This window comes from Marinobacter sp. OP 3.4 (assembly GCF_036224885.1).
Taxonomy (GTDB): Bacteria; Pseudomonadota; Gammaproteobacteria; order Pseudomonadales; family Oleiphilaceae; genus Marinobacter.
Genome location: NZ_JAVVLT010000123.1, coordinates 1 through 24,059, shown reverse-complemented (window position 1 = coordinate 24,059; position 24,059 = coordinate 1). Strand labels below are relative to the sequence as shown.

The following is a 24,059-nucleotide window of genomic DNA, read 5'->3' as shown; positions in this document are numbered from 1 at the left end:
ACAGGGACGTTTTTGAAGAGCCTCCATGGATGGATTCACGGCGTGTCCCGGAAAGCCTTATCGACCTGTGGGAGCCGGCACCGAAGTGCCAGACCAGTCCATCAATGAAAGCCTAAAGAGCTTTCTGAAAAGTGAGCCATCTATGGATACCTATAATCCGCAAAACGGCGGCAAATCTAACCCAGGCCCCTGCCGGGAACTAAACCTGGATGGCCTCGTCGGCCCCACCCACAACTACGCAGGGCTGGCCCGGGGCAACCTGGCCTCCAGTTCCAATGCCAACCAGGTATCCAGCCCGCGGGAGGCGGCATTGCAGGGGCTGGCGAAGATGAAGGCGCTGGCGGACAAGGGATTACTGCAAGGCGTGTTGCCGCCCCAGGAACGCCCCCATATGCCGACGCTGAGGCGACTGGGCTTTACGGGGCCAGAGGACAAAATCCTGGCCCGGGTCAGTCAGGAGTCACCGGAACTGCTGTCGGCGGTCAGTTCGGCATCGTCCATGTGGACGGCCAACGCGGCCACCGTCTCGCCAGCGGCGGACACGGCGGACCATCGGGTGCATTTCACGCCGGCAAACCTGGCGTCGAGCTTCCACCGGTCGCTGGAAGCCAGCGAAACGGGGCGCATCCTGCGATCGATCTTCACCGACGACGCTTGGTTCGCCCACCATCCGCCCCTGCCGACGGTGACCCAGTTTGGCGATGAAGGCGCGGCCAACCACACGCGGTTATGTGCTTCCCACGGCAAGCCTGGCGTGGAGCTGTTTGTGTACGGACAGATGGCCTTCGACAGCCGGGCGGCCACGCCCCAGCGATTCCCGGCCCGACAGACCCTGGAGGCCTCGCGGGCGGTGGCCCGGTTGCATGGGCTGAAGCCGGAGCGAGTAGTGTTCGCCCAGCAGAACCCGGCGGCCATCGATGCCGGCGTGTTCCACAACGATGTCATCGCGGTGGGCAACGAGAACCTGCTGTTCTATCACGAGCTGGCGTTCCTGAATGAGGAGCCGATAATGGCGGAGCTGCGGGAGAAGCTGGGCAACACACCCCTGGAGACGCTGCGGGTGACGTCGGATCAGGTGCCGCTGGAGGATGCGGTGGCTTCCTACCTGTTCAACAGCCAGTTGCTGTCCGTGGACGGTGGCATGTTGCTGGTGGTGCCCGGGGAATGCCGGGAGGTGTCGTCCGTCAGTCGCTACCTGGATGAGGTGCTGGCGGCGGATAACGGGATCACGGCCATCGAGACCTTCGACCTGCGTCAGTCCATGCGTAATGGCGGCGGCCCCGCCTGCCTGCGCCTGAGGGTGGCCCTGGACGACGATGCGGTGGCTGCCATGAACCAGGGCGTACTGCTCACGGACGAACTCTACGAGAGACTGGTGGCCTGGGTGCAGGGCCACTACCGGGAGGAGTTGCTGCCGGGGGACCTGGCCGATCCGGCGCTGTTACAGGAAAGCCGCCATGCGCTGGATGAGCTGACAGCTATCCTGGGACTGGGCTCCATCTATGACTTCCAGCATGAGGTTTAGCCCGAACATCGCCGGACCATCAGCCCAACACGATGTCCCACCGGAACCTTCGGATTCGGAAAGATAATGGCCTCCGGTTCCGGGCCGACCCGATACTCGGTGGTATCGTCCTCCCAGATCAGGGTCCCCGGCGGATAGTCGGTGAAATTGGCTACATCATCGGCAATATGAAACCGGAAATGCTCGCCGGTATTCAGGATTTCATGGACCACCCGGAACACCTCTGGCGGCTGCCGATGCGCCTGTCCCGGTGATGGCCGTTGTTCCGTCAGTGCCGCCAGGGCCTCATTCAGGGCCGTAAGGCGACTGAGGTCGTTGTGGCCAAAGGGGTGCACCTTGCCCAGCTCCAGGGTGAAGCTCTCTGCCCCCAGGGTTTCAGCGCCGAAGGCGGAAAAGGTGGTTGCTGGTTGATGCTGGAGCAGCAGGGTGCCGATATCCGCCGCCGCCAGGAAATCCAGCTCACCGTCCGGCACCTGCCGCCCCTCCACAAAGGGATAGAGGGCGAACTTCTCCCGCCGGGACGGGCGGATGGCGGTGTGCAGGTCGTAGTGGCGTAGTGGGCCGGAGTGCCGGTCCCGAAAGGCCTGGCAGGTGGCTTCCAGTCGGGCGGCACGTCGGGTTTCGTAGCCGTCCGGGTAGTTCTTCCAGGCGCCCTGGAAAAGCCGGTTCAGGTTGTGCTCGACAAAGCGCTGCGCCGCCACCATGGCTGGCGGGTTGCCGAGTATGAGTAGCAGCGGGATGCGGGGCCGGATGACGCCGGTGGTGATGTCCTCCACCAGCCGGTTGAGCAACTCGATGGGGGCGGTTTCGTTCCCATGGACGCCGGCGGACAGGATCAGGGCAGGTGCGCCGCTGACCGGCTGGCCTGGCTCGAACCGCAGCAGCCCGGTATCCAGCCGTACCAGCCTGCCGCCGGGCAGGGTGGTGGTCGCTTCGGGGCAGGACCGGCCGGCGGTGGTGAGGGTATGGGCCAGCCAGTCAGGCTGGCCAGCAAACAGCGCCCGCCGGTCCATGGGTCAGCCCCCCGCCGGTCTCTGGTGCTTCAGCAAGTGGTTCTCCAGCTTGCGGAAGGCAAACACCAGCAGGAAGGTCAGGGCCATATAGATCAGTGCCACCGCGACAAAGGCATCGAAAGGGGCATAAAAGCGGGAGTAGATGTTCCGAGCCGCGCCGGTCAGGTCAACAATGGTCACCACACTGGCGATGGCGCTGGCGTGGAGCATGAAGATCACTTCGTTGGAATAGGCCTGCACGGCACGACGGGCCGCGCTGGGCAGGACGATTCGGTACAGGCGCAGGAACCAGCTCATGCCGTAGGCCTTGGCTGCCTCAATCTCGCCCTGCGGTGTGGCGGCAATGGCACCCCGGAAGATTTCCGTGGTGTAGGCCGCCGTGTTCAGGGTGAATGCCAGCAGCGCCGGGTAGAAGGGCTCCCGGAAGATATTCCACCAGAAGGTGTCCTGGATGCCGGGAATCTGCGCCAGGCCATAGTAGATGATATAGAGCTGGATCAGCAGCGGCGTGCCCCGGAACAGGTAGGTGTAGATCCACACCGGCCCGGATACCCACCAGCGGGGGCTGTTGCGGAGGATGGCCAGGGGAATGGCCACGACCAGGCCAATGACCAGGGACAGGAATACGAGCTGGACGGTATTCACCAGGCCCTGCCAGTACTCCAGCAGGGTCATGGCGGTGAAAATCTCGTTCCGGTCCAGCCAGGCGGTGATGAACTCCGGCATGTCAGCCCTCCCCCTGGACAACGCCGACGTTGGCCCGACGATTCAGCCACTTGATGAACAGTTCGGAAACCGCCGTCAGGGCCAGGTAGACCGCCGCCACCGGAATAAAGAACAGGAACGGCGAGCGCTCGGCCTTGGCGGCCTCTTCCGCCACCCGCACCATATCGGTGAGTCCGATAATGGACACCAGGGCGGTGGTCTTGAGCAGCACCTGCCAGTTATTGCCGATACCGGGCAGGGCATGTCGCATCATCTGCGGCACCATGACCCGGCGGAAGGTATGCCATTGAGTGAAGCCATAGGCACGGGCGGCTTCGATCTGGCCGGTTTCCACTGCCAGGAAGGCTCCCCGGAAGGTTTCGGCCATATAGGCGCCGAAGATCAGGCCGATGGTCAGGATGCCCGAGATGAACGGGTCGAACTGGAAGAACCAGTCGATCTGGTATTGCTCGTAGAGCCAGTCGGAGAGGTTGTTGACCATCACCTGGCCACCGTAATAGAGCAGCAGCATCATGACCAGGTCGGGAACCCCACGGACAATGGTGGTGTAGACGGTGGCAACGGTCCTGGCAACACGGCTGGCGGACAGCTTGGCGGCCGCCCCGGTCAACCCCAGGAACAGGGCCAGGAGCAGGGACAGCAGGGCCAGCTCGACAGTGACGACGGCGCCCTGGGCAAGTTCGGGGCCGTAGCCTTTCAGATCAATCATGCAGGGAATCCAGGTATCGGAAGCCGGCTGGGTATCCGCCGCCCGGAAAGGCTACGGATACCCGGCTTCGGCCGCCGCAGATGGCTTACATCTTGATATCGTAGTTGAAGTATTTCTCCATGATGGCGTCGTAGGTGCCATCGTTCTTCAGGGTTTCCAGGGCGGCGTTGATCTCTTCGGCCAGTTCCTTGTCACGCTTGCGCATGGCCACGCCAATACCCTGGCCCAGCTTGACCGGCTCGCCCACTTCCTTGAAGCCGTCCTTGCTGAGAATGGTCTGCTCACCCACCGGGTAGTCCACGAAGACCACGTCCAGGCGCTGGCCTTCCAGGTCCAGGACCATGTCATCGGCGGTGGTATAACGCTTGATGGTCACCACACCACCGAGGTTCTCGGTGACGTAGGTATCCATGGTGGTGCCCCGCTGAACGCCCACGGTCTTGCCTTCCATCGCGGACTCGTCGGTCACGTCGGTGTTGAAGTCTTCACGGGCGAACCAGCCACCCGGCGTGTTGTAGTAGGGCTCGGAGAACAGTACCCGTTCGGCCCGCTCCGGGGTGATGGACATGGAGGACATGATGGCGTCGAACTTGCGCGCCAGCAGGCCCGGAATCATGCCGTCCCATGCCTGGATGACGAACTCGCAGTTGGCGTCCATCTCTTCACACATGGCTTCCGCCAGTTCCACCTCAAAGCCGGTCAGGTTGCCGTCGTCATCGCGGTACTCGAAGGGCTCGTAGGGCACGTCGAAAGCGATGCGAATGGTTTCCCCGTCCTGGGCCAGTGTCGTGCCGGCCATCATGGCCAGGGCGCATCCCGCTGCAACAATCAGTTTTTTCATTTGGTTTCTCCAGTGTGTTGCGATTTCTGGGGGTTGTCGGATGACAGTTCTCAGGATCAGAACCGGGGCGCAAGGAATTGCTGTATGCGCTCCGAATCCGGGTTGCCGAAGACTTTATCAGGGGTTCCCTGTTCTTCGATCACACCCTGATGCAAAAACAGGACCTGGGACGACACGTCCCGGGCGAAGGCCATCTCGTGGGTGACCACGATCATGGTGCGGCCTTCGTCAGCCAGACCCTGCATGACTTTCAGTACCTCTCCCACCAGTTCAGGATCGAGGGCGGAGGTCGGTTCGTCAAACAGCATCACCTCCGGCTCCATGGCCAGGGCGCGGGCAATGGCCGCCCGCTGCTGCTGCCCGCCGGACATCTGGGCGGGGTAATAGTCCTTGCGCTCATGGATCCCGACCTTTTCAAGATAGGCCTCGGCGCGCTCGATTGCCTCTTTTCTGGGTACTTTGAGCACATGGACCGGCGCTTCAATCACGTTTTCCAGCACGGTCATGTGGGACCAGAGGTTGAACCCCTGGAAGACCATGGAAAGGCGCGCACGGATCTGCTCAACCTGTTTGTTGTCCGCCGGAATCCGCTCACCCTTGCGGTTCGTTTTGAAGCGGATTGGGTCGCCGTGCACGATAATGTCGCCGGAGGTCGGTGTTTCCAGCAGGTTGATGCAGCGCAGGAAGGTACTCTTGCCGGAGCCCGAACTGCCGATCATGGAGACCACGTCACCCTTGCGGGTTTCCAGAGACACGCCCTTGAGAACCTCGTTCTGGTCAAAGGTTTTGTGGATATCCCTGCAGATCAGGGGGGCGTCGTCCGCCATGTCCTTACTCCGGCTATTGATGACTATGCTGTGATGCCTGAAAAATACACGAATTGGCCGGCATCATGAACAGATAATGTCGGCTTTATTTCAAAAGGCGCACTTTTTACGGATTGCGGGGCGGAAAATCAATAGTCCGCCGGAGGAACAAATCCACCAAAGTCTGGTGGTGCTTGGCGACCGGCTTTCCTATGATGGTGGTCTCTGATGTAGAGAATGATAACAGGCCTGAAAATGTCAGCGGTAAAACAACAAGATAGGCTGGCCGTCAGCGATAGTCCCCTGGACGGCCGGACCGAATTCCCGCCGGTGGACCGCCACGCCCTGGCGGAAAAGTTCCGGCGATTCCTGAATCCGGATTCGGTGCTCACCGACGATGAGACCATTCGCCCCTACGAATGCGACGGTCTCTCCATGTACTGTGAAATGCCGCAAATGGTGTTGCTGCCGGAGACGGTGGAGCAGGTGCAGCAGATCATGCGGCTGTGCCACGCCGAGGAAGTGCCGGTGGTGGCCCGCGGCGCCGGCACCGGGCTCAGTGCCGGCGCCATGCCCCATGCCGGCGGGGTGGTACTGTCGCTGGCGAAATTCGACCGCATCCTGTCGATTGACCCTGCGGCCCGGTCCGCCAGGCTGCAGCCGGGTGTCCGTAACCTGGCAATCAGCGAGGCCGCCGCGAAGTATGGCCTCTACTACGGTCCCGATCCTTCCTCCCAGATTGCCTGTACCATCGGGGGCAATGTGGCGGAGAACTCCGGCGGTGTGCACTGCCTGAAATATGGTCTGACCGTTCACAACCTGCTGAGTGTCGAGGTGGTCACCGCCGAGGGGGATCGGGTGACTATCGGCAGCGACGGCTACGACAGTTGCGGTATGGACCTGCTCGCCCTGGTGACCGGGTCGGAAGGGCTGCTGGGCATTGTCACGGAGGTGCAGGTGAAACTCCTGCCCAAGCCGGAAGTGGCCCAGGTGGTGATGGCGGGGTTCGATACCGTCCAGCGGGCCGGCGACGCGGTGGCGGGCATTATCGGTCGGGGCATCATACCCGGCGGGCTGGAAATGATGGACGGCTTCGCGATCCAGGCGGCGGAGGATTTTGCCCACGCGGGTTACCCCACGGACGCACAGGCGCTGTTGTTGTGTGAGGTGGACGGTACCCGCGAGGAAGTCCAGGACCATATCCACCAGGCGGAAGAACTGTTCCGGGAGCTGGGTGCCACCTCCGTCCGCACCTCCGGCAGTGAAGCCGAACGGGCGCTGCTCTGGAAGGGCCGCAAATCCGCCTTCCCGGCGGTGGGCCGGATCTCCCCGGACTACTACTGCATGGACGGCACCATTCCCCGCAGCCAACTGGCCCACGTGCTCACCGAGATGCAGAAGCTGTCCGAACAATACGGCCTGCGGGTGGCCAATGTTTTCCATGCCGGCGATGGCAACCTGCACCCGCTGATCCTGTTCGATGCCAATGTGCCCGGCGAGTTCGAGCGCACCGAGGCCTTCGGGGGCGACATCCTCAACCTCTGCGTGGAAGTGGGGGGAAGCATTACCGGCGAGCACGGTGTGGGCATGGAGAAGATCCGCCAGATGCCCAACCAGTTCGGCAACCTGGAAGTCAGCCAGTTCCACGGTATCAAGCAGGCTTTTGATACCCGGGGCATCCTCAACCCGGGCAAGGGCGTTCCCACCCTGCGGCAGTGCCAGGAATACCGGGCCATCGGCCCGTTGCAGACACCGACCGCCACGGGTGACGGAGGGGCCAGCCATGGGTGATATCGGCGCGCAGCTGCAGGAACAGGTGCAACAGGCGGTCGCCAGTCGGACACCCCTGGCCATCACCGGTGGCGGCAGTAAACCCTTCCTCGGGCGGGGCCTTCACGGTGAGCCACTGAACGTTGGCGATCATACCGGCATTGTCAGCTACGAACCGGTGGAACTGGTACTCACGGTGCGGGCCGGTACCCGCATCGCCGACATCGAGGCCGCGCTGGCGGAAAACGGTCAGCGTCTGGCGTTCGAGCCGCCCCGGTTTGGGGACACGGATACCATCGGCGGCGTGCTGGCGGCCAACCTGTCCGGCCCTGGCCGTCCGTGGCAGGGATCGGTACGCGACCATGTACTTGGGTTGCGGCTGATCAATGGCCGTGGTGAGCACCTGAGGTTCGGCGGACAGGTGATGAAGAATGTGGCCGGTTACGATGCCTCCCGGCTTCAGGCCGGAGCCCTGGGCACCTTGGGGGTGATCACTGAACTCTCGCTGAAAGTGTTGCCAAAGCCCGCTGTGGAGCAGACGCTGGTACAGGACATGACCGCCATGGACGCCATCGCCCTGATGAACCGGCTGGCCGGTCAGCCCAAGCCGCTGTCCGCCGCCTGCTGGTACCAGGGCAGGTTGTATCTCCGGCTATCTGGATCACAACCTGCGGTTGAGGCTACGGCTGAAGCCTGGCGGGCAGACAGCGGAGGCCGGATGGAAAGCCTGGAAAATGGCCATGACTTCTGGTGCCAGCTTCGCGATCAGCAGTTGTCCTTCTTCGAAGGCAGCCGCCCCCTGTGGCGATTCTCGGTCAATCCCACTGCCGTTATGGAGGATATCGACACGGATGCCCTGATCGACTGGGGCGGGGCACAGCGCTGGGGCCGCCAGGACGAAACCTTGTCGACCATGGCTGAACGGGCTGGTCGTGCGGGTGGGCAGGTATCGCTGTTCCGCCATGGCGATCGCACGGGTGAGGTAATGCATCCGCAGCCGGCGCCGGTACGTGCCATACAGCAGCGACTGAAAGCTGCGTTCGACCCCCATGGGATCTTCAATTCCGGTCACTTGTACAGCTGGATTTAGTATGCAAACTAATCTCGTTCAGGAATTCGCCAACAAACCGGAAGGCCAGGAAGCCGAGGACATCCTCCGTAGTTGCGTTCATTGCGGCTTCTGTACCGCTACCTGCCCCACCTATCAGGAACTGGGGGATGAGCGGGACGGCCCCCGGGGCCGGATCTACCTGATGAAGATGTTCCTGGAAGGGCAGGAAACCACGGAACGGACTCAGGAACACCTGGACCGGTGCCTCAGTTGCCGGTCCTGCGAGACCACCTGTCCGTCGGGCGTGCAGTATGGCCGCCTGCTGGATATCAGCCGGGGCTTTATGGAGGAACGCCTGGAACGGCCCCGATCTGAACAATGGCTGCGCTGGGGGCTGACCCGGGTACTGCCCAACCGCCGGTTGTTCGGCAGCCTGCTGCGGCTGGGGCAGATCGCCCGTCCACTGGTGCCGGATCCCTTGCGCAGCAAGATTCCACCGAAGAAGACCGCCCATCCCTGGCCAGCCGGCAGCCACGAGCGCAAGGTGCTGGCCCTGGCCGGTTGCGTGCAACCTTCGGCAACCCCTAACACCAACGCGGCGGCCGCCCGCGTACTGGACCGCCTGGGTATCACCCTGATGGAAGCGCCACAGGCGGGATGCTGCGGTGCGGTGAACTATCACCTGGGGGACCATGAAGATGGTCTCAATCATATGCGACGCAATATCGACGCCTGGTGGCGCGCCATCGACCAGGGGGCGGAGGCCATCGTGATGACCGCGTCCGGTTGCGGCGCCATGGTCCAGGATTACGGTCACCTGCTGAAGGGTGACCCGGCCTACGCCGAAAAGGCGCGCCGGGTCAGCGAGCTGACCGTGGACCTGGGGGCTTTCCTGCTGCAACAGGATCTCGGGCCCCTGAAACTTTCCAATGCCAGGGGCAAGGTGGCGTTCCATTGTCCCTGTACCCTGCAACATGCCATGAAACAGGGGGACGTTGTGGAGCAGGTGCTGGAAAAGGCCGGTGTCGAACTGGCAGCCACTACGGACAGGCACCTCTGCTGCGGTTCCGCCGGCACCTATTCCGTGTTGCAGCCGGAACTGAGCCAGCGCCTGCTTGCCAACAAGCTGCAGGCGCTGACCGTGGACCAGCCCGAAGAGATCGTAACGGCCAATGTGGGCTGTCAACTCCACCTGGAAACCCGCTCAACGGTACCGGTGCGTCACTGGATTGAACTGCTGGATACGGTATCTCCGTCGGACTTATGACATTTCCGCAATGTCTGCAAGGTCAACGGACACTGTGCTACCTTGAAAATGCCAGACCTTACATACAGTTGGTCCGCAACCAAGGAGGCTACCAATGGAAGCCCAATCCCAAGATGTGAAGAAGCAGAATGCCGAGTACGAACAGGTCAAGGCTGATCTGAAGGCGCTGAGGGAAGATATGGCTAAGCTCAGCCGTAGTGTTGCCGACGGCCAGAAGAACAGCTTCAACAGCTTCCGCGACGAATTGCGCCGGGAAGGGCAGGAAGCACTGGACTCCGCCCGCGGTGCCGGTGAGAAGGCCCTGCATGATGTTGAGGACCGGATTACCCAGCGCCCGTTCCTGACCGTGCTGATCCTGTTCCTGGCGGGCCTTGTGGTCGGCAAGCTGCTGGACCGGTAACCACTGATCATGCTGTCAAAACAGGAAATGGAAGGGCTGGCACGCAAGGCGGTCGCCGCCCTGGTTGGGGTGTTGTTGACCGTCGCCCTGTTGTCGGCCCTGCTCATCGCCGGGCTGGTTCTTCTGCTGTGGGCCGCCACGGCGGGGCTCAGCCCGCTGGTCGGTCAGGCGGGGGCCTTGGCCATTTCCGGTGGGCTCTGTTTCCTGTTGCTGGGCCTGTTCTTCTGGCGCCTGCTCAGTGCCCGGGCAACCTCGGGCAGCGATGGCGAACCGGGCCTTTCCCTTCGTGACCGGCTGGAAAACACCATCCGTGAGAACCCCCTGGAAGCCGCCCTGGGTGCCTTTGCCCTCGGCATCTTCGGTCAGGCGGATGCCCGCTTCCGGGCCATGGTGCTGCAGAGTGGCATGGCTTTCATGAGGCAGGCCAGGGCGGACAGCCGTGCGGCCAGTCACGAGGACAGCGCCGCCAACGATGAGACCGGCGAGGGCGAACCCATGGGTGGCGAGCCCTAGTGTCCCTTAACATAAGTTCGCAGCCTCTGAAATGCTGCGAACTTATGTTAAGGGACACCAGGGTGTCAGCCGGACAGCATGCCGGCATAGGCGCAATAGAGGAATGCCCCGGACCCCGTAAGGATCATCAGCCAGGCAGGGATAACCATATCGCTACGCTTGACGGTCTTCATGGCCTTATCTCTTTTTGTTGTTGATATTCGGCAATAAATCAGCATAGACCAAAAACCTGTAACGGGCAGCCAATTTATCCCCGCTGCGGGTGCATATGTTCAAGATGTGAACACTGTCGCCCATTCCTGAGGTGTGGATAATAGGGCACTCTTCGCTGGACGCGATGCTCCCAACCGACCAATAAGGACATTACATGAAGCCAGGATGGCTCCCGATACTGTGTATCGCAGTGTCTCTCCTCTCAGTCTATTCCCACGAGGCCCGTTCTGACGGTATCCATACCTGGACCGACGAACACGGGGTGACTCATTTTTCGGACCGGGCCCCGACCCACGGCCAGAGCCGGCGGCTGGAAGTGGACCAGCCGGTCCTGGTGCCCATGAACGAGAACCTGGACGCGGCCTCGGCCATTGACGAGACGGTCGCTGCTTCCAACTCCGGAGGGAGGGATAATTCCGATAAGGGACGAGAGGACGCTGACCGGCAACGGCGGCAGTGTGAGCAGTATCGACAGGAGCTGGAAAACATCCAGAGCCGGCTGCGGGCCGGTTATGGCAACGCCGAGGGAAACCGGCTCCGGGCCAGGCGACGGGCACTCAGTGGTCGCCTGGGGCGGGAGTGTATCCTCGGGTAACGCCAGGTCAGGGCTTTTCTGTAGGTTCCGTGGTCTGGATGCCGGGATAGAAGGTGGACCGGTGGGGATTGCCGTCGTCGGGAAACAGTATCCGGTCCACGAAATCGAGACTTTTCGACATCATCTCTTTTGTTCCGATACGTGAGTCCTGATGACGGGCATTGATCAGCAGGTCCAGGGCGGCCGTGGACCGACCGGTGGCGGCATTGACCCGGATCGCCATGCGGGCGGACTGTTCAAAGGGGGCCCAGCGGTCGTTGGTGCCATGGAGCAGCAGGATGGGCGGGAAATCCTCGCGGACCCGGGCCACCGGGCTGGCCTCCAGGGCCAATTTACTCTGGTAGGTAGGGTACCCCATTAACCGGTCCGCCGCCGCCCGGCCCTTTTCTCCCATGGTGGTGATATCGGAGACGCCGGACCAGGACACTACGCCCTGTACCTCCGGCGAGGCATCGTCGTAACCCATGGCCGGATCCTGGGAGGTGGACTCCCCGTTGGTGGCGGCCAGCATCTGGGCCAGGTGCCCGCCGGCGCCCTGGCCCATGACAACGATGCGTTCGGCATCCAGCTGGTACTGATCAGCGTTGGCACGGAGGAAGCGAATGGCGGCCTTGGCATCATGGAGCTGGGCAGGCCAGTGGGCCTCGTCCGCCGGGCGGTAACCCACATCCACCAGGGCATAGCCCTGATAGATGGCCCAGTAGGCGGGGGCGTTGGCGGCGGACTGCCTGCTTCCGGTTGTCCAGTCGCCACCGTGGAAGTGCACGATAAACCGATAGGGCGGCTCGCCTTCAAAGGGATAGGTGATGTTGAGCCGCTGGTGTGGGCTGTCCCCGCCGATGGCATAGGGCACGTCCTGCTCAACTTTCCAGAACTGATCCAGGTCGATGAGTCCCTCATCCGGGGCCGGTGATGGGGTCGGGGTACCGTTGGTCTGCCGGTTGGCCATGCGGTTCAGCGCCTGGCGGAAGTCGGCCAGCAGCTCAGGCGAGGCCTCACCGGATACGGTCACGTCCACTGGCGGTATCCCCCTGGCAAACACGGGGCTGATGATCCCGGCGACCAACAAAAGGGCAAAGCGTATCGTCCTGAACGTCAAGTGTGGCTCCTGTCTGGTAAGGTCCGACGGATGGCTGGGGCTTGGATGGACGCAAGGATAATCATTCTGCCGGCCAGCGTCACCCCGGGCCTGGCCGGCAGGCGCTCAGGCGCGCCGGAAGCTTGCCAGGGCAACAGCGGCCACGACGAACAGGCTGCCAAACACCTGGTTCATGCGTTTCTGGCGCCGGGGCGTGGTCATGAAGCGGAACAGCTGGCTGGCAAGCAGGGCGTAGCCAAGCATCACCATGCAATCCACGATAATCAGCGTGATGCCCATGGTGGCCAGTTGTGGCCCATGGGGCGCTTCCGCCACCAGGAACTGGGGAAACAGGGCGATCAGGAACACCGTGGCCTTGGGGTTGGTCAGGTTGACGACCGTTGCCCGCCAGAAACGGCGACCATCGCTGACCTCCGCCTGCCCGTCGGAAGCATGTGCCACCGCCGGTTCGCGCCATTTCTGTATGCCCAGCCACACCAGGTAGGCCACCCCGAGCCACTTGATGACCGACAGGGCCATGTTGGACGAGGCAATCACAGCCCCCAGCCCGGCACCCACCAGCAGTATCTGAGCGCCATAGCCCAGTTGCAGGCCCAGGATCGCGGGCATGGACCGGCGTACGCCGTACTGAAGCCCGTTACTCATGGTGTTGACGGCCCCGGCGCCGGGGGATACGGATATGAGAATGGCCGCCACCACAAAGGTCAGCCAGACAGAGAGTGACATTGCGTATGCTCACCTGAAATTCCGGATGCTATAATCCGCCGTGTAATTCGCACGCCAGCAAGGAGATTGTCATGGCTAAACGACGGGCAAGGCCCACCAATCATAGCGCGGTCCAACGTGACCTGAGAACACCCAAGTTCCAGATGCGGGTGGTTGAGGACAAGACCAAGTACAAGCGCAGTCGCGACAACAGGGTCAGGTCAGAGGATTTCCGCAAGGCCGCCTGATGGTGGTCTTACGAAAGTCCTCTGATCCTTCAGATACTGTGCTGTTCCTTCATCCGGGCATCCCGGTTCAGTTGCTCCAGTTCCCGGTTCAACGCCTGGGACCAGCGCTGGAGTTCCTCCTTGAGCCGCTCGAAGGACTGGTCGGACAGTTCTGACAGCTGCTCCTGGATGCGGGCCAGTTCCTTGCTGACCTCGGCAATGGTCTCGGGGTCGTCGCTGTCCAGGGCGTTCTGCTGGCGCTCCAGCCCGTCCCGGGCCTGTTCGATGGTCTCACGCTCCTCCTCGCTTGCGGAGGGAGCGTCCTCCAGGGCCTCGTCCAGCGAACGGGACAGTTCCTCCATCCGCTTTTCCAGACTGTCGCCATACTGTTCGAACAGGGCGGACATGTCCTCCTGTGTTTCCTCGGAGAAGGCCGAGAATTCGTCGATCAGGCGGTCCAGTTCCTGGTTTGCCCGGTCCGATTCATCCGCCAGGCGTGAACGCAGACTGTCCCCGAAATCACGGACGCTTCCCATCAGGCTGCCGATGCGGACATCCGTGCTGATTGCATCGCCGGTGCGATGATAGTCCACCTGCCACTGGTCGTTGATGCGAACCAGGTAGGTGGTGGTTTCCAGCTCGTCCCCCTTCATGTCGGGCAGGGCACTGACTTCGGTACCAATCCGCGCTTCCTGGTCTTCCACGGTGACCCGTCCCCAGCTCACCTCGGCGCCCTCCCAGTCCAGGGAATAGCCGTCGAAGCCTGACTCGTCCACCAGCGTCGAGAGTTCCGCGGCGGTTTCGGCATCGTCTTCCAGCACCGCTGCCCAGAACTCACGGGTGACTTCCTGGGGTGTTTCCGGGCCCCCGCAGCCGGTCAGGGCGAGGGTGATTGCCAGGAAGGGCACGGCAAGGGATTTATGCGCTGTCATGTAGGATCCAAACTGATGTCGATGATTTAAACGATGACAAATCGTAACGCCATTGCCCGGCGTTTTGAACTATCCGGACTACCGGGAATTGGGACAGTCCGGTGGGGAAATCGTTGATCCGTCCGGATTCAGGTGTCACCAAGCCGTGGGGAGCGACGAAGTTCCGCTCTTAATGTCGTCGAAATGGGCATAAATTACTGTCCATTTATTTAACTCCTACCAACGCCGCTCTCCGATAACCCATTGATATCCTTTAGTAGGCCCGGTCCTTGCTAGTAGTACCCAATCATCAGGACAACAAATGAAAAGGACGCACCATGTTTCGCAAGTTCCTTTGGGCAATTGCCTTTATTACACCCTCCCTGGCCAATGCAGGCCTGTTGCATTACGACCTGAACTTCGAGTCATACGATCCCGAGCACTCCGTGAGTGGTAACGGTTTCATCCTTGCCGATACTGATCTCAATGCGGTTGTTGGAGGCCAGCTGGTTTGTGATGAGTTTGTCTTTTCCTGGTCGGATGGCTCTCCGCAGGCACTGACCCAGGTCGGTGAATATTACGGTGCCAATGTGGTGAGTGGTGGTCTCGTTAATGGCACGGACGGAATGACCGGTGAAGCCGGAACCCTGGAGCTGATGTTCCTGCTCTGGCCGCCGGTGGAAGGGGACGGCTTTGCCGACAAACTGGATGCCCACTTCCCGGAGGACATCTGGTCGACCCTCCATGTGCCTTCCGAGGGCCGAGGCGACGGTCACTGGTTGAACGCTCCGGTGACAACGCACTTTACCCTGGATGCTCCCGTCAATGTGTTGCAAGGCCTGGCGGAAGCCACTGACGTGCCAGCGCCGTCTTCCCTCCCGCTGTTTGCACTGGGCGGATTGCTCCTGGTGTGGCGCCGCTATCGCGGCTGAGGTTTTCCCTCCATGGCCGTCGACACCGATTCCAGACCGGGAGTCGGTGTCGATGGCGCGGGCTCGGGACATGGACGTTCACAGCTGCCATAATGTCGGCTGGTTTTCAGGCAGATAGCAACTTCCATGACTGATCTATCCGACCCCAAGACGGCCCGTGAGCTCAAGGGCGGTACCGGTATCCGCCGAATCATCAATGCCGCCGGATACTCCATGAACGGTTTCCGCACGGCTTTTCGGACCGAGCCGGCTTTCCGCCAACTGGCACTATTGAACGTCATTCTGCTGCCCATCGCCCTCTGGGTGGATGTGTCACCGGCGGAGCGAGCTATCCTGCTGGCGACACCGCTGCTTTCCCTGACCATCGAACTGATCAACTCGTCCATTGAACACGTGGTGGACCGGATATCCCTGGAGCTGCACCCACTGTCCAAGTCGGCCAAGGATATGGGCAGCGCCGCGCAGTTTATGGGGTTGGTCATCATCGCCGTCTGTTGGGCTGCCATCCTGATCTGATGTCATGCGCCTGATCCTCAGCCGGAAGGGATTCGACAGTTCATCGGGTGGGTGCCCGAACCCGGTCTTTCCGGATGGTTCCGCCCTGGCGTTACCGATCCCGGACGGCCAGTCGCCGATCCGCTATGGAAAGATCAGGCACCAGGGCAAAGGCATTGGTCCGCTGGTCACTGGCCTGACCTCCGGCAAGGTAAAAGCGAACCACCGAGCCCACCTGGACCCTGATGTGATACCGGATGCCTATCCCCGTGAGGACGGCTGGCGGCCCATCCTGGGACAGCATGGCCAGGCCCAGTCCCACCTGATGAAGCAGGGCGTGTGTGCCGGCGATCTATTCCTGTTCTTTGCCCTGTTCCGTGAGGTGGAGCGCCACCGGAGGTGGTGGCGGTTCGTGCCGGGCGCCAGGCCCTTCCACGCCCTGTGGGGCTGGCTCCAGGCGGGTGAAGTGGTGCCGCTGGACGGTAACCACAAGGTGCCGACCTGGGCGGCCTACCATCCCCATCTGTCGGGCCAGCGGGGCGTTCACAATTCCCTGTACCTGTCGGCGGAAAGCCTGGAGCTTCCAGGGCTTGAAAGCCCGGTGCCGGGAGCCGGGCTGTTCGGTCGAATGAAAGAAGGGCACCGGCTGACAGCGCCGGATACCCGGGGCGTAACCGACTGGCTCCTGCCGGAGGCCTTCTTCCCCTCTGAAGGCCGGGAACCCCTCAGCTACCACCACAACCGGGACCGCTGGCGACGGGCAGGGGAGGGCAAGTGCCGGTTAAAAAGCGCGGCCAGGGGGCAGGAGTTTGTGCTGGACCTGGAGGCTTACCCGGGTGTGGCGAATTGGTTGGCAGGGTTGTTTGCGTCTGGGGAGTGAACGGCATGGGAAGTGCTGCCGGTGGTTTCTTTCAGGCAACAAAAAAGCCAGCGGCATGGCTGGCTTCTTCGTGAAATAGATGGTGCCCGGAGGCGGAATCGAACCACCGACACGGGGATTTTCAATCCCCTGCTCTACCGACTGAGCTATCCGGGCAACTTGGCATTCTGTTTAGTCGGTGCTTGCCTGACACCGGCAGGCTATTGCCTGCTTCCCCTGCTCATTCCGGCCGCAAATCGCAGATTTGCGTCGTTCGGCTGCGCACCAAGCTTCGCTTGGTAACCGCTTGCCTCACCCAACTGAGCTATCCGGGCAACTTGGCATTTCTGTTTAGTCGGTGCTTGCCTTCCACCGTTTCCGTTGCACTCACCGTGCAACGGGGCGCTATTAAACCGGTTTAGGATGGTTGAGTCAAGGCCGCCGGGCAAAAAATTCCCGGGTGTTCCGGTGGTGGCTAAACCTTGATCAGCAAGCGTTATTTTTCCGGTGGCACGTAGCCTTCGGCCTTGTCGAAGGGTTCGTTGTTGAAGAAGCGGTCCATCTGCGCCTGCAGGTACTTGCGGGTGTTCGGGTCCATCAGGCTCAGGTGTTTCTCGTTGATCAGCATGGTCTGTTGGGCCTGCCATTCCTCCCAGGCCTGTTTGGAGATGTTCTCGTAGATCTCCTGGCCCTTGGCGCCGGGCATGGGTGGGAAGTCGAGGCCTTCCATCTCTTTCTGGTACTTGCGGCAGAATACGGTGCGGCTCATGGGGGCTCCTGTCGATAATTAGTGGAGTGCCTGAATGTCTGATCCGGGGGATGATAACAGATCAGAGCAGGGTGGCCTGTTCCGGTGTGGTGAGCAGGCTGCGGATCGGGGCGGGGAGTCCGAGTTCGAGGGCCTCTTCCCGGTGGATCCAGCGCTGGTCGGCCATGTCCCGGATCTGATTGGACGGCGTTACCTGTAACCTGGCCGGCTGGATATGCAGGTGGTAGTGGCTGAAGGTGTGGCGAAAGCCGCTGATCAGGTCCGGCTCGCTGCAGTCGAGTCCGAACTGGCGTTCGCAGGCGTCCTGCAGTTCGTCGGGGCCATAGGCCGGGTCCAGTTCCGGCAGGCTCCAGAGGCCGCCCCAGATACCACTGGGCGGGCGGCGTTCCAGCAGGATACGACCGTCCAGGTCTTCCAGGATGACCATCCAGGTGGTCTTCTCCGGTTTCTCCTTTTTGGGTTTGCGGCCCGGGTAAAGGTGGATATCGCCATTGGCATAGGCGACACAGCCGTCATTCACCGGGCAACGCTCGCAATCCGGTCGGCTGCGGGTGCAGACCAGTGCGCCCAGATCCATGATGGCCTGGGTATAGTCCCGTGGCCGGGTATCCGGTGTATGCTCTTCGGCGTGCTGCCACAGGGCATTCAGAGTGGCGGTCTGCCCGGGCCAGCCGGGCACGGCGTGGTAGCGGGCCAGCACCCGCTTGACGTTACCGTCGAGAATCACCGCCCGCTGGTTCCAGGCCTGGGCGATAATCGCGGCGGCTGTGGAGCGACCGATGCCGGGCAGGGCCTCCAGGGCCTCCTGGTCCCGGGGGAACTCGCCACCGTGGTCCTCCATCACCTGGATGGCCGCTTTCTGCAGGTTGCGGGCGCGGGCGTAGTAACCCAGGCCGGACCAGTGCCCGAGCACGTCGTCCACCGGCGCTTCCGCCAGATCCCGTACCGTGGGGAAGCGTTCCATAAAGGCCTGGAAGTAGGGGATGACGGTGGTCACCTGGGTCTGCTGGAGCATGATCTCCGAGACCCAGACCCGGTAGGCATTACGATCCTGATGCCAGGGCAGGGCGTGCCTGCCGTGCTGGTCGTACCAGCGCAGCAGGCGTTCAGCGAAACGGTCATTCATCGATTGAACAGCCCCTCCAGGGCGTCCTTGACCTTGCCGCCGGTTTCCTCACCGAGCTTTTCGTTTATCCTCTCGCTGATCTCGTCCTCTGCCTTGGAACGGGCGGCATTGGCGGCCATGTCCTTCAGGGTGTCCCGGAAGCGCGAGCCGTCGAAGGAGCACAGGCCGGCCGGGTCCTCCTGGAAGTTGCCACGGCACTCCACCGGAATGACCACGTTCTCCACGTACTCGGTGACCCGGCAGGCCTCATCACGGTGAATCTCGCCCACGATGCGAAGACCAGCCTCGTAGTCGATTTCCGACGCGGCCATGTCCACCTCGCCATTACCTTCCAGTCGCATGCCGGCCAGGGCCGCCACCAGGCTGGTGTTGTTCAGGGTGTTGCCGTTGATGTCCAGTTCGCCGCGCATGTCGTTGAAGGGGGTGGTTTTACCCCAGTCGGTGGTGGTGAGCTGCTCCTGGTTCGCCAGGGCAATGCCGGTGCAGGCCATGCGTGTCAGGTTCATGCGGGTAAACTCGCCCTCGGCGAGGTTGAACGTCACCTTGCCGTCGGCGTTCTGGCGCAGGGCGGAAATCCTGTTGCCGCTGGTGTTTGCATTGATGTTGATGTTGGAGGCACCGGCCAGCATGTCCATTTCCGCCAGGTCCATTAGCAGGGCCCGGGTCTGTACACCGGATACATCAGCGCGCAGGGTCCAGGCCGGGTTATCCGTTCGGGCATCAATGCCGATATTGGACTGGAAGCCCCCCTGGTACAGCTTGCCGCTGAAGTTGCTCAGCCCAAGCCGTCCTCCCGAGGCATCAATCGCGGTCTGGATATCGGTGATGGTCAGGTTGCTGATGATCAGTTCATCCAGTCCCAGGTCGATGTCCAGCTCCAGCCCACGAATGGTCTCCAGGGGTAATAGGTCGCCTTCCTCGCCCTTGGAGGCGGAGGCGGATCCGCTGGCCGCGGTCTGGTCGCCATCACCGCCTTCCGCCGGTGGCGGCAGGTAGCGGTCGGCATTGAGGGCATCACCCTCCAACTGGAATGCCAGGGCGCCGGATTCGATGTTGTAGCGGGCGCCGCCGGTAAAGGTGGTGTCATCAAGGATGATTTCCAGTTCCGACAGCTCGGCGACGCCTGCCGGGCCGCTGAGCTTGGTGCTGAATGCCAGCCGGTTCAGCACTTCCGGGTCGGTGGTTTCAATCTCGCCCGCGCCCAGGGTGTTGAGCAGTTCCCGCAGGGAGAATTCCGCGATTGCCAGATCACCGGTGACCTTCGGCTTGGCGCCGAAGCCTTCCACATCCAGGTTGGTGGTGAGCTCCAGGTTGGCCAGGGTTGCCCGGAGGTCTTCAACGCTGGCGGTCTCATTCTCCAGGTTGGCTCCGGCGTTACCGGTTATACGGGCCTGCAGCGTGCGGTCGCCGAATGGCTCGCCGGACAGGCCGAACTTGGCATCCAGGCCGCTGACGGAAAACTGGTTCAGGGCCTCATTGGCGGTAATGCGCATGGAAATGTCGCCATCGACACCCATATCCGGCTGGGTGGTGTTCACCAGGAAGCCGACTTCCAACGGGAACTCTGACCCCAGGGCGATCTGGCTGGCGAGCACGCGGAAATTCTGCAGCACGATGGTCTGGCCCGTGCCCAGGTCCTCGTATTGCACGCTGGCATTGGTGATCTGTATTTCCTCCACGGCGAAGGTTAGCGGGTCCCCGGAGCCGTCGGTGTCGGCGGTGGTTTCCGGTTCAGCCTGCTCCGTTTCAGCGGCGGTGTCGTCGGTGGCGGTCGCCTCGCCCTCCGGCATGATCCGGGTCCAGTTGCCGTTCCCGTTCTCATCCACCACCAGCCGTGCATCCAGGCCATCCAGCACAAACCTCTGCACCTGTGGAGACATGGAGATCAGCGACCAGAGGTCCAGTTCGGCAACCAGCTGCTGTAGGGCCACAAAACGCTCACCTTCCAGGGAGGCCTCCACCTCGTTCACCTCCAGACCCAACGGGAACAGGGACCAGTCGATATCGCCGGAAAGGTCCAGGTCCAGGTTGGTCCTGTTCTCCACCAGCCGCTCAATCTGCGGCTTATAGGTGTTTGGATCGATAACGAACATCGCCACCGCAATGGCGACAACGGCCAGCACGATCAGGCCGACAATGGCCAGAACAATGTAGCGTACAGCTTTCATGGCGGGAGGATCCTTTCTGGGTGACATCCAATGGGTTGAGGGCCGTGCGACCGGCTCTCCTTCCAAGCCTAACGCACAGATTACAAAATAAAAGCGCCCCAAGTATGACAAAATGGCAGGGTTTCGCCACAATAGGCAGTTTACTGGCGCAACAAACCTGGCCGGATGCCAGCACTCCGTTATTATCACCTTGACGGGGGCTGTATAACTTGAGGAGACAGGCGTGGCTTTTACCGTATCCATAGAGTTGAACCGCGAGATCGAGCTGGCCGCTTCCTACGACGAGGCCTTCGAGTTGTTGTCTGATGTGCCCCGTTCCGTCAGCTATTTCCCCAAGATCGACCAGCTGGTGGACCTGGGCGACAACGCCTACCGGTGGGAAATGGAGAAAATCGGCATCGACAAGTACTCCATCCAGACCGCCTATGCCTGCAAGTACCGGTCGGACAAGGATGCCGGTAAGATTACCTGGGAGCCGGTGAAGGGCGAAGGTAACGGTGTGGTCCGGGGCAGCTGGATACTGACCACCATTGACGACAACCGCACCCGGGCACGCTTCCAGACTTCCGCGGAATTGACACTGCCGCTGCCGGGACTGCTCAAGCTGGCCATCAGCCCGGTGGTCAAGCACGAGTTCAACGGACTGGTGGACACCTACATGAACAACCTTAAGAAGGCGTTCTGAATCCCCGGTTCGATGTGAAGCTATTGCCACATAGCGCTGAAAGCAGGACGCAGACGCCGTGAGAAGGTATAATTGGCGCCTGATCCATTGCCAGTTTTGTAAAACTCCGGAGTTCCCATGGCCGATCGCAAGGCACGGGTAGAGCGTAATACCCTTGAAACCCAGATTACCGTCGAGATTGACCTGGACGGTACCGGCAAATCCAGCTTTGATACTGGCGTGCCTTTCCTGGAACACATGATGGACCAGATCGCCCGTCATGGCCTGGTTGACCTGACCATCAAGTCCACCGGCGATCTCCATATCGACGATCACCACACCGTGGAAGACATCGGCATCACCCTGGGCCAGGCCTTCAAACAGGCCGTGGGCGACAAGAAGGGCATCCGCCGCTACGGCCACGCCTACGTGCCCCTGGACGAAGCCCTGTCACGGGTCGTCATTGACCTGTCAGGCCGTCCCGGGCTGCTGATGGACGTGCCTTACACCCGCGCGTCCGTAGGCGGTTTTGACGTGGACCTGTTCGCGGAATTCTTCCAGGGCTTCGTCAACCACTCCATGGTCACGTTGCACATCGACAACCTGAAGGGCAAGAACACCCACCACCAGATTGAAACCGTGTTCAAGGCCTTCGGTCGCGCCCTGCGCATGGCCATTGAGATGGATGAACGGATGGCCGGTATCACACCGTCCACCAAAGGGTCGCTGTAAACGCCCCGGACACTTTTTCAGGACAGTTCCCCGATCATGAATACCGTTGCCATTATTGACTACGGCATGGGCAACCTCCATTCCGCCCGCAAGGCCGTGGAGCACGTCGCCCCGGACGCCACCGTGCTGGTCACCGACAACGCCAACCAGATCCGCGAGGCAGACCGCGTCATCCTGCCCGGCGTTGGCGCCATCCGTGACTGCATGGCGGAAATCCGCCGCCTGGGCGTGGATACACTGGTGCGCGAAGTCTCCGTGGACCGCCCCTTTCTCGGCATCTGCGTTGGCATGCAGGCCATCATGTCCCGCAGCGAGGAAAATGGCGGTGTCGACTGCATCAACCTGTTCGACTCCCAGGTGCGCTTCTTCGGTGAAAACCTCACCGAAAACGGCCAGCGCCTGAAGGTCCCCCACATGGGCTGGAACCAGGTCTGGCAGACCCAGGATCATCCACTGTGGCACGGTATCGAAGACGGCGACCGCTTCTACTTTGTCCACAGTTATTACGTGGAGTCCGCCGGCAACCACGATATCGCCGGCCGCACCCACTACGGCGTCGACCTGGCGGCAGCGGTGGCGAGAGATAACATTTTTGCGGCGCAGTTCCACCCGGAGAAAAGTGCACGGGCGGGGCTGCAGCTTTTGAAGAACTTTACCAACTGGTCCGGAAAACGCTAGCAGGCACGTCAGAAGTAGCGTGACGATGTGCGGTATGGCTTTCCGGGACCGTCGAAAAGAGGGACCTTTTCGACGAGCCTACAGGGACGTATTCACGGCGTGTCCCGGAAAGCCATACCGTGCAGCGGCACGCGAACATGCTGCACCCCGGTTGGCCAGCTGACTGCAATGGAACCAAAGAGCCATGCTGATAATCCCCGCTATCGACCTGAAAGACGGCAAATGCGTCCGCCTGAAACAGGGCCGGATGGACGAATCCACCCAATACGGTGACGACCCGGTCGACATGGCCACCCGCTGGGTGGAAGCCGGCGCCCGCCGCCTGCACCTGGTCGACCTCAACGGCGCCTTCGCCGGCGAACCCGTCAACGGTGAAATCGTTCGGGCCATCGCCAAACGCTATCCGGACCTGCCCATCCAGATCGGCGGCGGCATCCGCTCGGCGGACACCATCGAAGCCTACCTCAAGGCCGGCGTACAGTGGGTCATCATCGGCACCAAGGCCGTCAAAGAACCTGACTTCGTCACCGAGATGTGCAAACGGTTCCCCGGCCACATCATCGTTGGCCTTGATGCCAAAGACGGCCGTGTGGCCACCGACGGCTGGGCCGAAGTCTCCGAAGTCATGGCCACCGACCTGGCCAAACGCTTTGCCAACGACGGCGTCGAGGCCATCGTCTACACTGACATCAGTCGTGATGGCATGATGCAGGGCGTCAACGTTGACGCCACCGCCGCCCTGGCGGAAGAGGGGGGCATCCCGGTGATCGCTTCCGGTGGCGTCACCAATATGGACGACCTCAAGCGCCTGGCCACTGTCGCCGACAAGGGCATCCTGGGTGCCATCACCGGTCGCGCCATCTACGAAGGCACCCTCGATGTGGCGGAAGCGCAGGCCTACTGCGACAGCTTGAAACAGGCCTGAGGAGAGCCAGTGTCCCTTAACACAAGTTTGTCGACTGTCAGAGCCCGCCATGCCCCTCAGGCCAAGGCGCGGCTCGCCGGTAAGGGTGGTTCCCTTGCCAAGAGACGCAACACCGGCCTGAGGGGCATGGCGGGCTCCCGCAGGGCGGGCCTGTGCGAGCGTTGTGCGTCGTTGCACTCACTTGAATTGGCTAAGGCCAGTCCTGCACTCGTGCTCCTAGTGTCCCGTCTGGGTAATTCTTTAACCTACTGCGCGACGCTGAGGCTTCTGGCCAAGGCGCCAGTTCGCCGGTGTGGTGGTTCCACATCAAGGGCTGGCAACACCGGCCAGAAGCCTCAGC

Annotated in this window: 26 protein-coding genes and 1 tRNA gene; 15 read left to right on the top strand and 12 right to left on the bottom strand. The window is 61.7% G+C overall.

Annotated features, from left to right (window positions below):
- Positions 1-142: 142 nt before the first annotated feature.
- Complete coding sequence (astB, locus tag RO069_RS21675; RefSeq protein WP_328190338.1) at positions 143-1,525, top strand: N-succinylarginine dihydrolase; 1,383 nt, start codon at positions 143-145, stop codon at positions 1,523-1,525.
- Here astB and astE read toward each other — a convergent pair.
- The 5 genes from astE to RO069_RS21650 form a co-directional block, all read right to left on the bottom strand.
- Positions 1,522-2,538, bottom strand: a complete 1,017-nt coding sequence (gene astE, locus RO069_RS21670) for a succinylglutamate desuccinylase (RefSeq protein ID WP_328190336.1) — start codon at positions 2,536-2,538, stop codon at positions 1,522-1,524. The genes astB and astE overlap by 4 nt on opposite strands.
- A gap of 3 nt (positions 2,539-2,541) precedes the next feature.
- Positions 2,542-3,264, bottom strand: a complete 723-nt coding sequence (locus RO069_RS21665; protein ID WP_328190334.1) for an ABC transporter permease — start codon at positions 3,262-3,264, stop codon at positions 2,542-2,544.
- Position 3,265: 1 nt separating this feature from the next.
- The gene (locus RO069_RS21660) at positions 3,266-3,973 is read right to left on the bottom strand and encodes an ABC transporter permease (protein WP_328190332.1); all 708 of its coding nucleotides are present in this window, start codon (positions 3,971-3,973) and stop codon (positions 3,266-3,268) included.
- Between the two features lie 85 nt (positions 3,974-4,058).
- Positions 4,059-4,814, bottom strand: coding sequence for a transporter substrate-binding domain-containing protein (locus RO069_RS21655; RefSeq protein ID WP_328190331.1), 756 nt, complete (start codon positions 4,812-4,814; stop codon positions 4,059-4,061).
- A 56-nt stretch (positions 4,815-4,870) separates the two neighbouring features.
- Complete coding sequence (locus RO069_RS21650; protein ID WP_328190329.1) at positions 4,871-5,641, bottom strand: ABC transporter ATP-binding protein; 771 nt, start codon at positions 5,639-5,641, stop codon at positions 4,871-4,873.
- Between the two features lie 234 nt (positions 5,642-5,875).
- Between RO069_RS21650 and RO069_RS21645 the strand changes: the two genes are divergently transcribed.
- The 6 genes from RO069_RS21645 (at position 5,876) to RO069_RS21620 (ending at position 11,429) form a co-directional block, all read left to right on the top strand.
- The gene (locus RO069_RS21645) at positions 5,876-7,411 is read left to right on the top strand and encodes an FAD-linked oxidase C-terminal domain-containing protein (protein WP_328190327.1); all 1,536 of its coding nucleotides are present in this window, start codon (positions 5,876-5,878) and stop codon (positions 7,409-7,411) included.
- The gene (glcE, locus tag RO069_RS21640; RefSeq protein ID WP_328190325.1) at positions 7,404-8,480 is read left to right on the top strand and encodes a glycolate oxidase subunit GlcE; all 1,077 of its coding nucleotides are present in this window, start codon (positions 7,404-7,406) and stop codon (positions 8,478-8,480) included. Before RO069_RS21645 ends, glcE begins: the two co-directional genes overlap by 8 nt.
- A gap of 1 nt (position 8,481) precedes the next feature.
- Positions 8,482-9,708 carry a glycolate oxidase subunit GlcF gene (glcF, locus tag RO069_RS21635; RefSeq protein WP_328190324.1) on the top strand — a complete coding sequence of 409 codons (1,227 nt, stop codon included), beginning with the start codon at positions 8,482-8,484 and terminating at the stop codon, positions 9,706-9,708.
- Positions 9,709-9,802: 94 nt separating this feature from the next.
- The gene (locus tag RO069_RS21630) at positions 9,803-10,108 is read left to right on the top strand and encodes a DUF883 family protein (RefSeq protein ID WP_328190322.1); all 306 of its coding nucleotides are present in this window, start codon (positions 9,803-9,805) and stop codon (positions 10,106-10,108) included.
- Positions 10,109-10,117: 9 nt separating this feature from the next.
- Positions 10,118-10,621, top strand: a complete 504-nt coding sequence (locus RO069_RS21625) for a hypothetical protein (protein WP_328190321.1) — start codon at positions 10,118-10,120, stop codon at positions 10,619-10,621.
- Positions 10,622-11,024: 403 nt separating this feature from the next.
- On the top strand, positions 11,025-11,429 hold the full coding sequence (locus tag RO069_RS21620; RefSeq protein ID WP_328190319.1) for a DUF4124 domain-containing protein: 405 nt from the start codon (positions 11,025-11,027) through the stop codon (positions 11,427-11,429).
- Between the two features lie 7 nt (positions 11,430-11,436).
- On the opposite strand, the gene RO069_RS21615 is transcribed toward RO069_RS21620, so the two are convergent.
- Together RO069_RS21615 and rhtB are read right to left on the bottom strand one after the other, a co-directional pair.
- Entirely contained in the window at positions 11,437-12,528 is a 1,092-nt protein-coding gene (locus RO069_RS21615; protein WP_328190318.1) for an alpha/beta hydrolase, read from the bottom strand.
- A 105-nt stretch (positions 12,529-12,633) separates the two neighbouring features.
- The gene (gene rhtB / locus RO069_RS21610) at positions 12,634-13,254 is read right to left on the bottom strand and encodes a homoserine/homoserine lactone efflux protein (protein ID WP_328190316.1); all 621 of its coding nucleotides are present in this window, start codon (positions 13,252-13,254) and stop codon (positions 12,634-12,636) included.
- 71 nt (positions 13,255-13,325) lie between these two features.
- Between rhtB and RO069_RS21605 the strand changes: the two genes are divergently transcribed.
- Positions 13,326-13,481, top strand: a complete 156-nt coding sequence (locus RO069_RS21605) for a hypothetical protein (RefSeq protein WP_328190315.1) — start codon at positions 13,326-13,328, stop codon at positions 13,479-13,481.
- 29 nt (positions 13,482-13,510) lie between these two features.
- On the opposite strand, the gene RO069_RS21600 is transcribed toward RO069_RS21605, so the two are convergent.
- On the bottom strand, positions 13,511-14,392 hold the full coding sequence (locus RO069_RS21600) for a hypothetical protein (protein WP_328190313.1): 882 nt from the start codon (positions 14,390-14,392) through the stop codon (positions 13,511-13,513).
- A 317-nt stretch (positions 14,393-14,709) separates the two neighbouring features.
- Between RO069_RS21600 and RO069_RS21595 the strand changes: the two genes are divergently transcribed.
- The 3 genes from RO069_RS21595 to RO069_RS21585 all read left to right on the top strand — a co-directional run bounded on the left by RO069_RS21595 (position 14,710) and on the right by RO069_RS21585 (position 16,678).
- Positions 14,710-15,303, top strand: coding sequence for a PEP-CTERM sorting domain-containing protein (locus RO069_RS21595; RefSeq protein ID WP_328190311.1), 594 nt, complete (start codon positions 14,710-14,712; stop codon positions 15,301-15,303).
- 126 nt (positions 15,304-15,429) lie between these two features.
- Positions 15,430-15,819 (top strand): diacylglycerol kinase, encoded by a 390-nt coding sequence (locus RO069_RS21590; protein WP_328190310.1) that lies wholly within the window; start codon positions 15,430-15,432, stop codon positions 15,817-15,819.
- A gap of 4 nt (positions 15,820-15,823) precedes the next feature.
- A complete protein-coding gene (locus tag RO069_RS21585; protein WP_328190308.1) occupies positions 15,824-16,678 on the top strand; it encodes a hypothetical protein in 855 nt (284 codons plus the stop codon).
- Between the two features lie 80 nt (positions 16,679-16,758).
- On the opposite strand, the gene RO069_RS21580 is transcribed toward RO069_RS21585, so the two are convergent.
- From RO069_RS21580 to RO069_RS21565, 4 genes are all read right to left on the bottom strand, one after another.
- A tRNA-Phe gene (locus RO069_RS21580) sits at positions 16,759-16,834 on the bottom strand.
- A gap of 319 nt (positions 16,835-17,153) precedes the next feature.
- Complete coding sequence (locus RO069_RS21575; protein ID WP_328190307.1) at positions 17,154-17,426, bottom strand: oxidative damage protection protein; 273 nt, start codon at positions 17,424-17,426, stop codon at positions 17,154-17,156.
- Positions 17,427-17,487: 61 nt separating this feature from the next.
- Positions 17,488-18,552, bottom strand: a complete 1,065-nt coding sequence (mutY, locus tag RO069_RS21570; protein ID WP_328190305.1) for an A/G-specific adenine glycosylase — start codon at positions 18,550-18,552, stop codon at positions 17,488-17,490.
- Positions 18,549-20,720, bottom strand: a complete 2,172-nt coding sequence (locus RO069_RS21565; RefSeq protein ID WP_328190304.1) for an AsmA family protein — start codon at positions 20,718-20,720, stop codon at positions 18,549-18,551. Before RO069_RS21565 ends, mutY begins: the two co-directional genes overlap by 4 nt.
- A 223-nt stretch (positions 20,721-20,943) precedes the next feature.
- On the opposite strand from RO069_RS21565, the gene RO069_RS21560 reads away from it, so the two are divergent.
- From RO069_RS21560 to hisA, 4 genes are all read left to right on the top strand, one after another.
- Positions 20,944-21,405: an SRPBCC family protein gene (locus RO069_RS21560; protein WP_328190302.1), complete on the top strand. Its 462-nt coding sequence runs from the start codon at positions 20,944-20,946 to the stop codon at positions 21,403-21,405.
- Between the two features lie 117 nt (positions 21,406-21,522).
- A complete protein-coding gene (gene hisB / locus RO069_RS21555; protein ID WP_328190300.1) occupies positions 21,523-22,116 on the top strand; it encodes an imidazoleglycerol-phosphate dehydratase HisB in 594 nt (197 codons plus the stop codon).
- A 36-nt stretch (positions 22,117-22,152) separates the two neighbouring features.
- Positions 22,153-22,794: an imidazole glycerol phosphate synthase subunit HisH gene (hisH, locus tag RO069_RS21550; RefSeq protein WP_328190298.1), complete on the top strand. Its 642-nt coding sequence runs from the start codon at positions 22,153-22,155 to the stop codon at positions 22,792-22,794.
- A 184-nt stretch (positions 22,795-22,978) separates the two neighbouring features.
- Entirely contained in the window at positions 22,979-23,719 is a 741-nt protein-coding gene (hisA, locus tag RO069_RS21545) for a 1-(5-phosphoribosyl)-5-[(5-phosphoribosylamino)methylideneamino]imidazole-4-carboxamide isomerase (protein ID WP_328190296.1), read from the top strand.
- The last annotated feature ends 340 nt before the right edge of the window (positions 23,720-24,059 follow it).

Bases quoted from the DNA above. Each gene is read 5' to 3' on its own strand.
- RO069_RS21660 (WP_328190332.1), bottom strand. From the start codon at position 3,973: ATGATTGATCTGAAAGGCTACGGCCCCGAACTTGCCCAGGGCGCCGTC.
- RO069_RS21650 (WP_328190329.1), bottom strand. From the start codon at position 5,641: ATGGCGGACGACGCCCCCCTGATCTGCAGGGATATCCACAAAACCTTT.
- astB (WP_328190338.1), top strand. From the start codon at position 143: ATGGATACCTATAATCCGCAAAACGGCGGCAAATCTAACCCAGGCCCC.
- hisA (WP_328190296.1), top strand. From the start codon at position 22,979: ATGCTGATAATCCCCGCTATCGACCTGAAAGACGGCAAATGCGTCCGC.
- glcE (WP_328190325.1), top strand. From the start codon at position 7,404: ATGGGTGATATCGGCGCGCAGCTGCAGGAACAGGTGCAACAGGCGGTC.
- RO069_RS21625 (WP_328190321.1), top strand. From the start codon at position 10,118: ATGCTGTCAAAACAGGAAATGGAAGGGCTGGCACGCAAGGCGGTCGCC.
- RO069_RS21590 (WP_328190310.1), top strand. From the start codon at position 15,430: ATGACTGATCTATCCGACCCCAAGACGGCCCGTGAGCTCAAGGGCGGT.
- glcF (WP_328190324.1), top strand. From the start codon at position 8,482: ATGCAAACTAATCTCGTTCAGGAATTCGCCAACAAACCGGAAGGCCAG.
- rhtB (WP_328190316.1), bottom strand. From the start codon at position 13,254: ATGTCACTCTCTGTCTGGCTGACCTTTGTGGTGGCGGCCATTCTCATA.
- RO069_RS21595 (WP_328190311.1), top strand. From the start codon at position 14,710: ATGTTTCGCAAGTTCCTTTGGGCAATTGCCTTTATTACACCCTCCCTG.
- RO069_RS21645 (WP_328190327.1), top strand. From the start codon at position 5,876: ATGTCAGCGGTAAAACAACAAGATAGGCTGGCCGTCAGCGATAGTCCC.
- hisB (WP_328190300.1), top strand. From the start codon at position 21,523: ATGGCCGATCGCAAGGCACGGGTAGAGCGTAATACCCTTGAAACCCAG.
- RO069_RS21565 (WP_328190304.1), bottom strand. From the start codon at position 20,720: ATGAAAGCTGTACGCTACATTGTTCTGGCCATTGTCGGCCTGATCGTG.
- RO069_RS21655 (WP_328190331.1), bottom strand. From the start codon at position 4,814: ATGAAAAAACTGATTGTTGCAGCGGGATGCGCCCTGGCCATGATGGCC.
- RO069_RS21605 (WP_328190315.1), top strand. From the start codon at position 13,326: ATGGCTAAACGACGGGCAAGGCCCACCAATCATAGCGCGGTCCAACGT.
- RO069_RS21630 (WP_328190322.1), top strand. From the start codon at position 9,803: ATGGAAGCCCAATCCCAAGATGTGAAGAAGCAGAATGCCGAGTACGAA.
- RO069_RS21600 (WP_328190313.1), bottom strand. From the start codon at position 14,392: ATGACAGCGCATAAATCCCTTGCCGTGCCCTTCCTGGCAATCACCCTC.
- hisH (WP_328190298.1), top strand. From the start codon at position 22,153: ATGAATACCGTTGCCATTATTGACTACGGCATGGGCAACCTCCATTCC.
- RO069_RS21665 (WP_328190334.1), bottom strand. From the start codon at position 3,264: ATGCCGGAGTTCATCACCGCCTGGCTGGACCGGAACGAGATTTTCACC.
- RO069_RS21575 (WP_328190307.1), bottom strand. From the start codon at position 17,426: ATGAGCCGCACCGTATTCTGCCGCAAGTACCAGAAAGAGATGGAAGGC.
- mutY (WP_328190305.1), bottom strand. From the start codon at position 18,552: ATGAATGACCGTTTCGCTGAACGCCTGCTGCGCTGGTACGACCAGCAC.
- astE (WP_328190336.1), bottom strand. From the start codon at position 2,538: ATGGACCGGCGGGCGCTGTTTGCTGGCCAGCCTGACTGGCTGGCCCAT.
- RO069_RS21585 (WP_328190308.1), top strand. From the start codon at position 15,824: ATGCGCCTGATCCTCAGCCGGAAGGGATTCGACAGTTCATCGGGTGGG.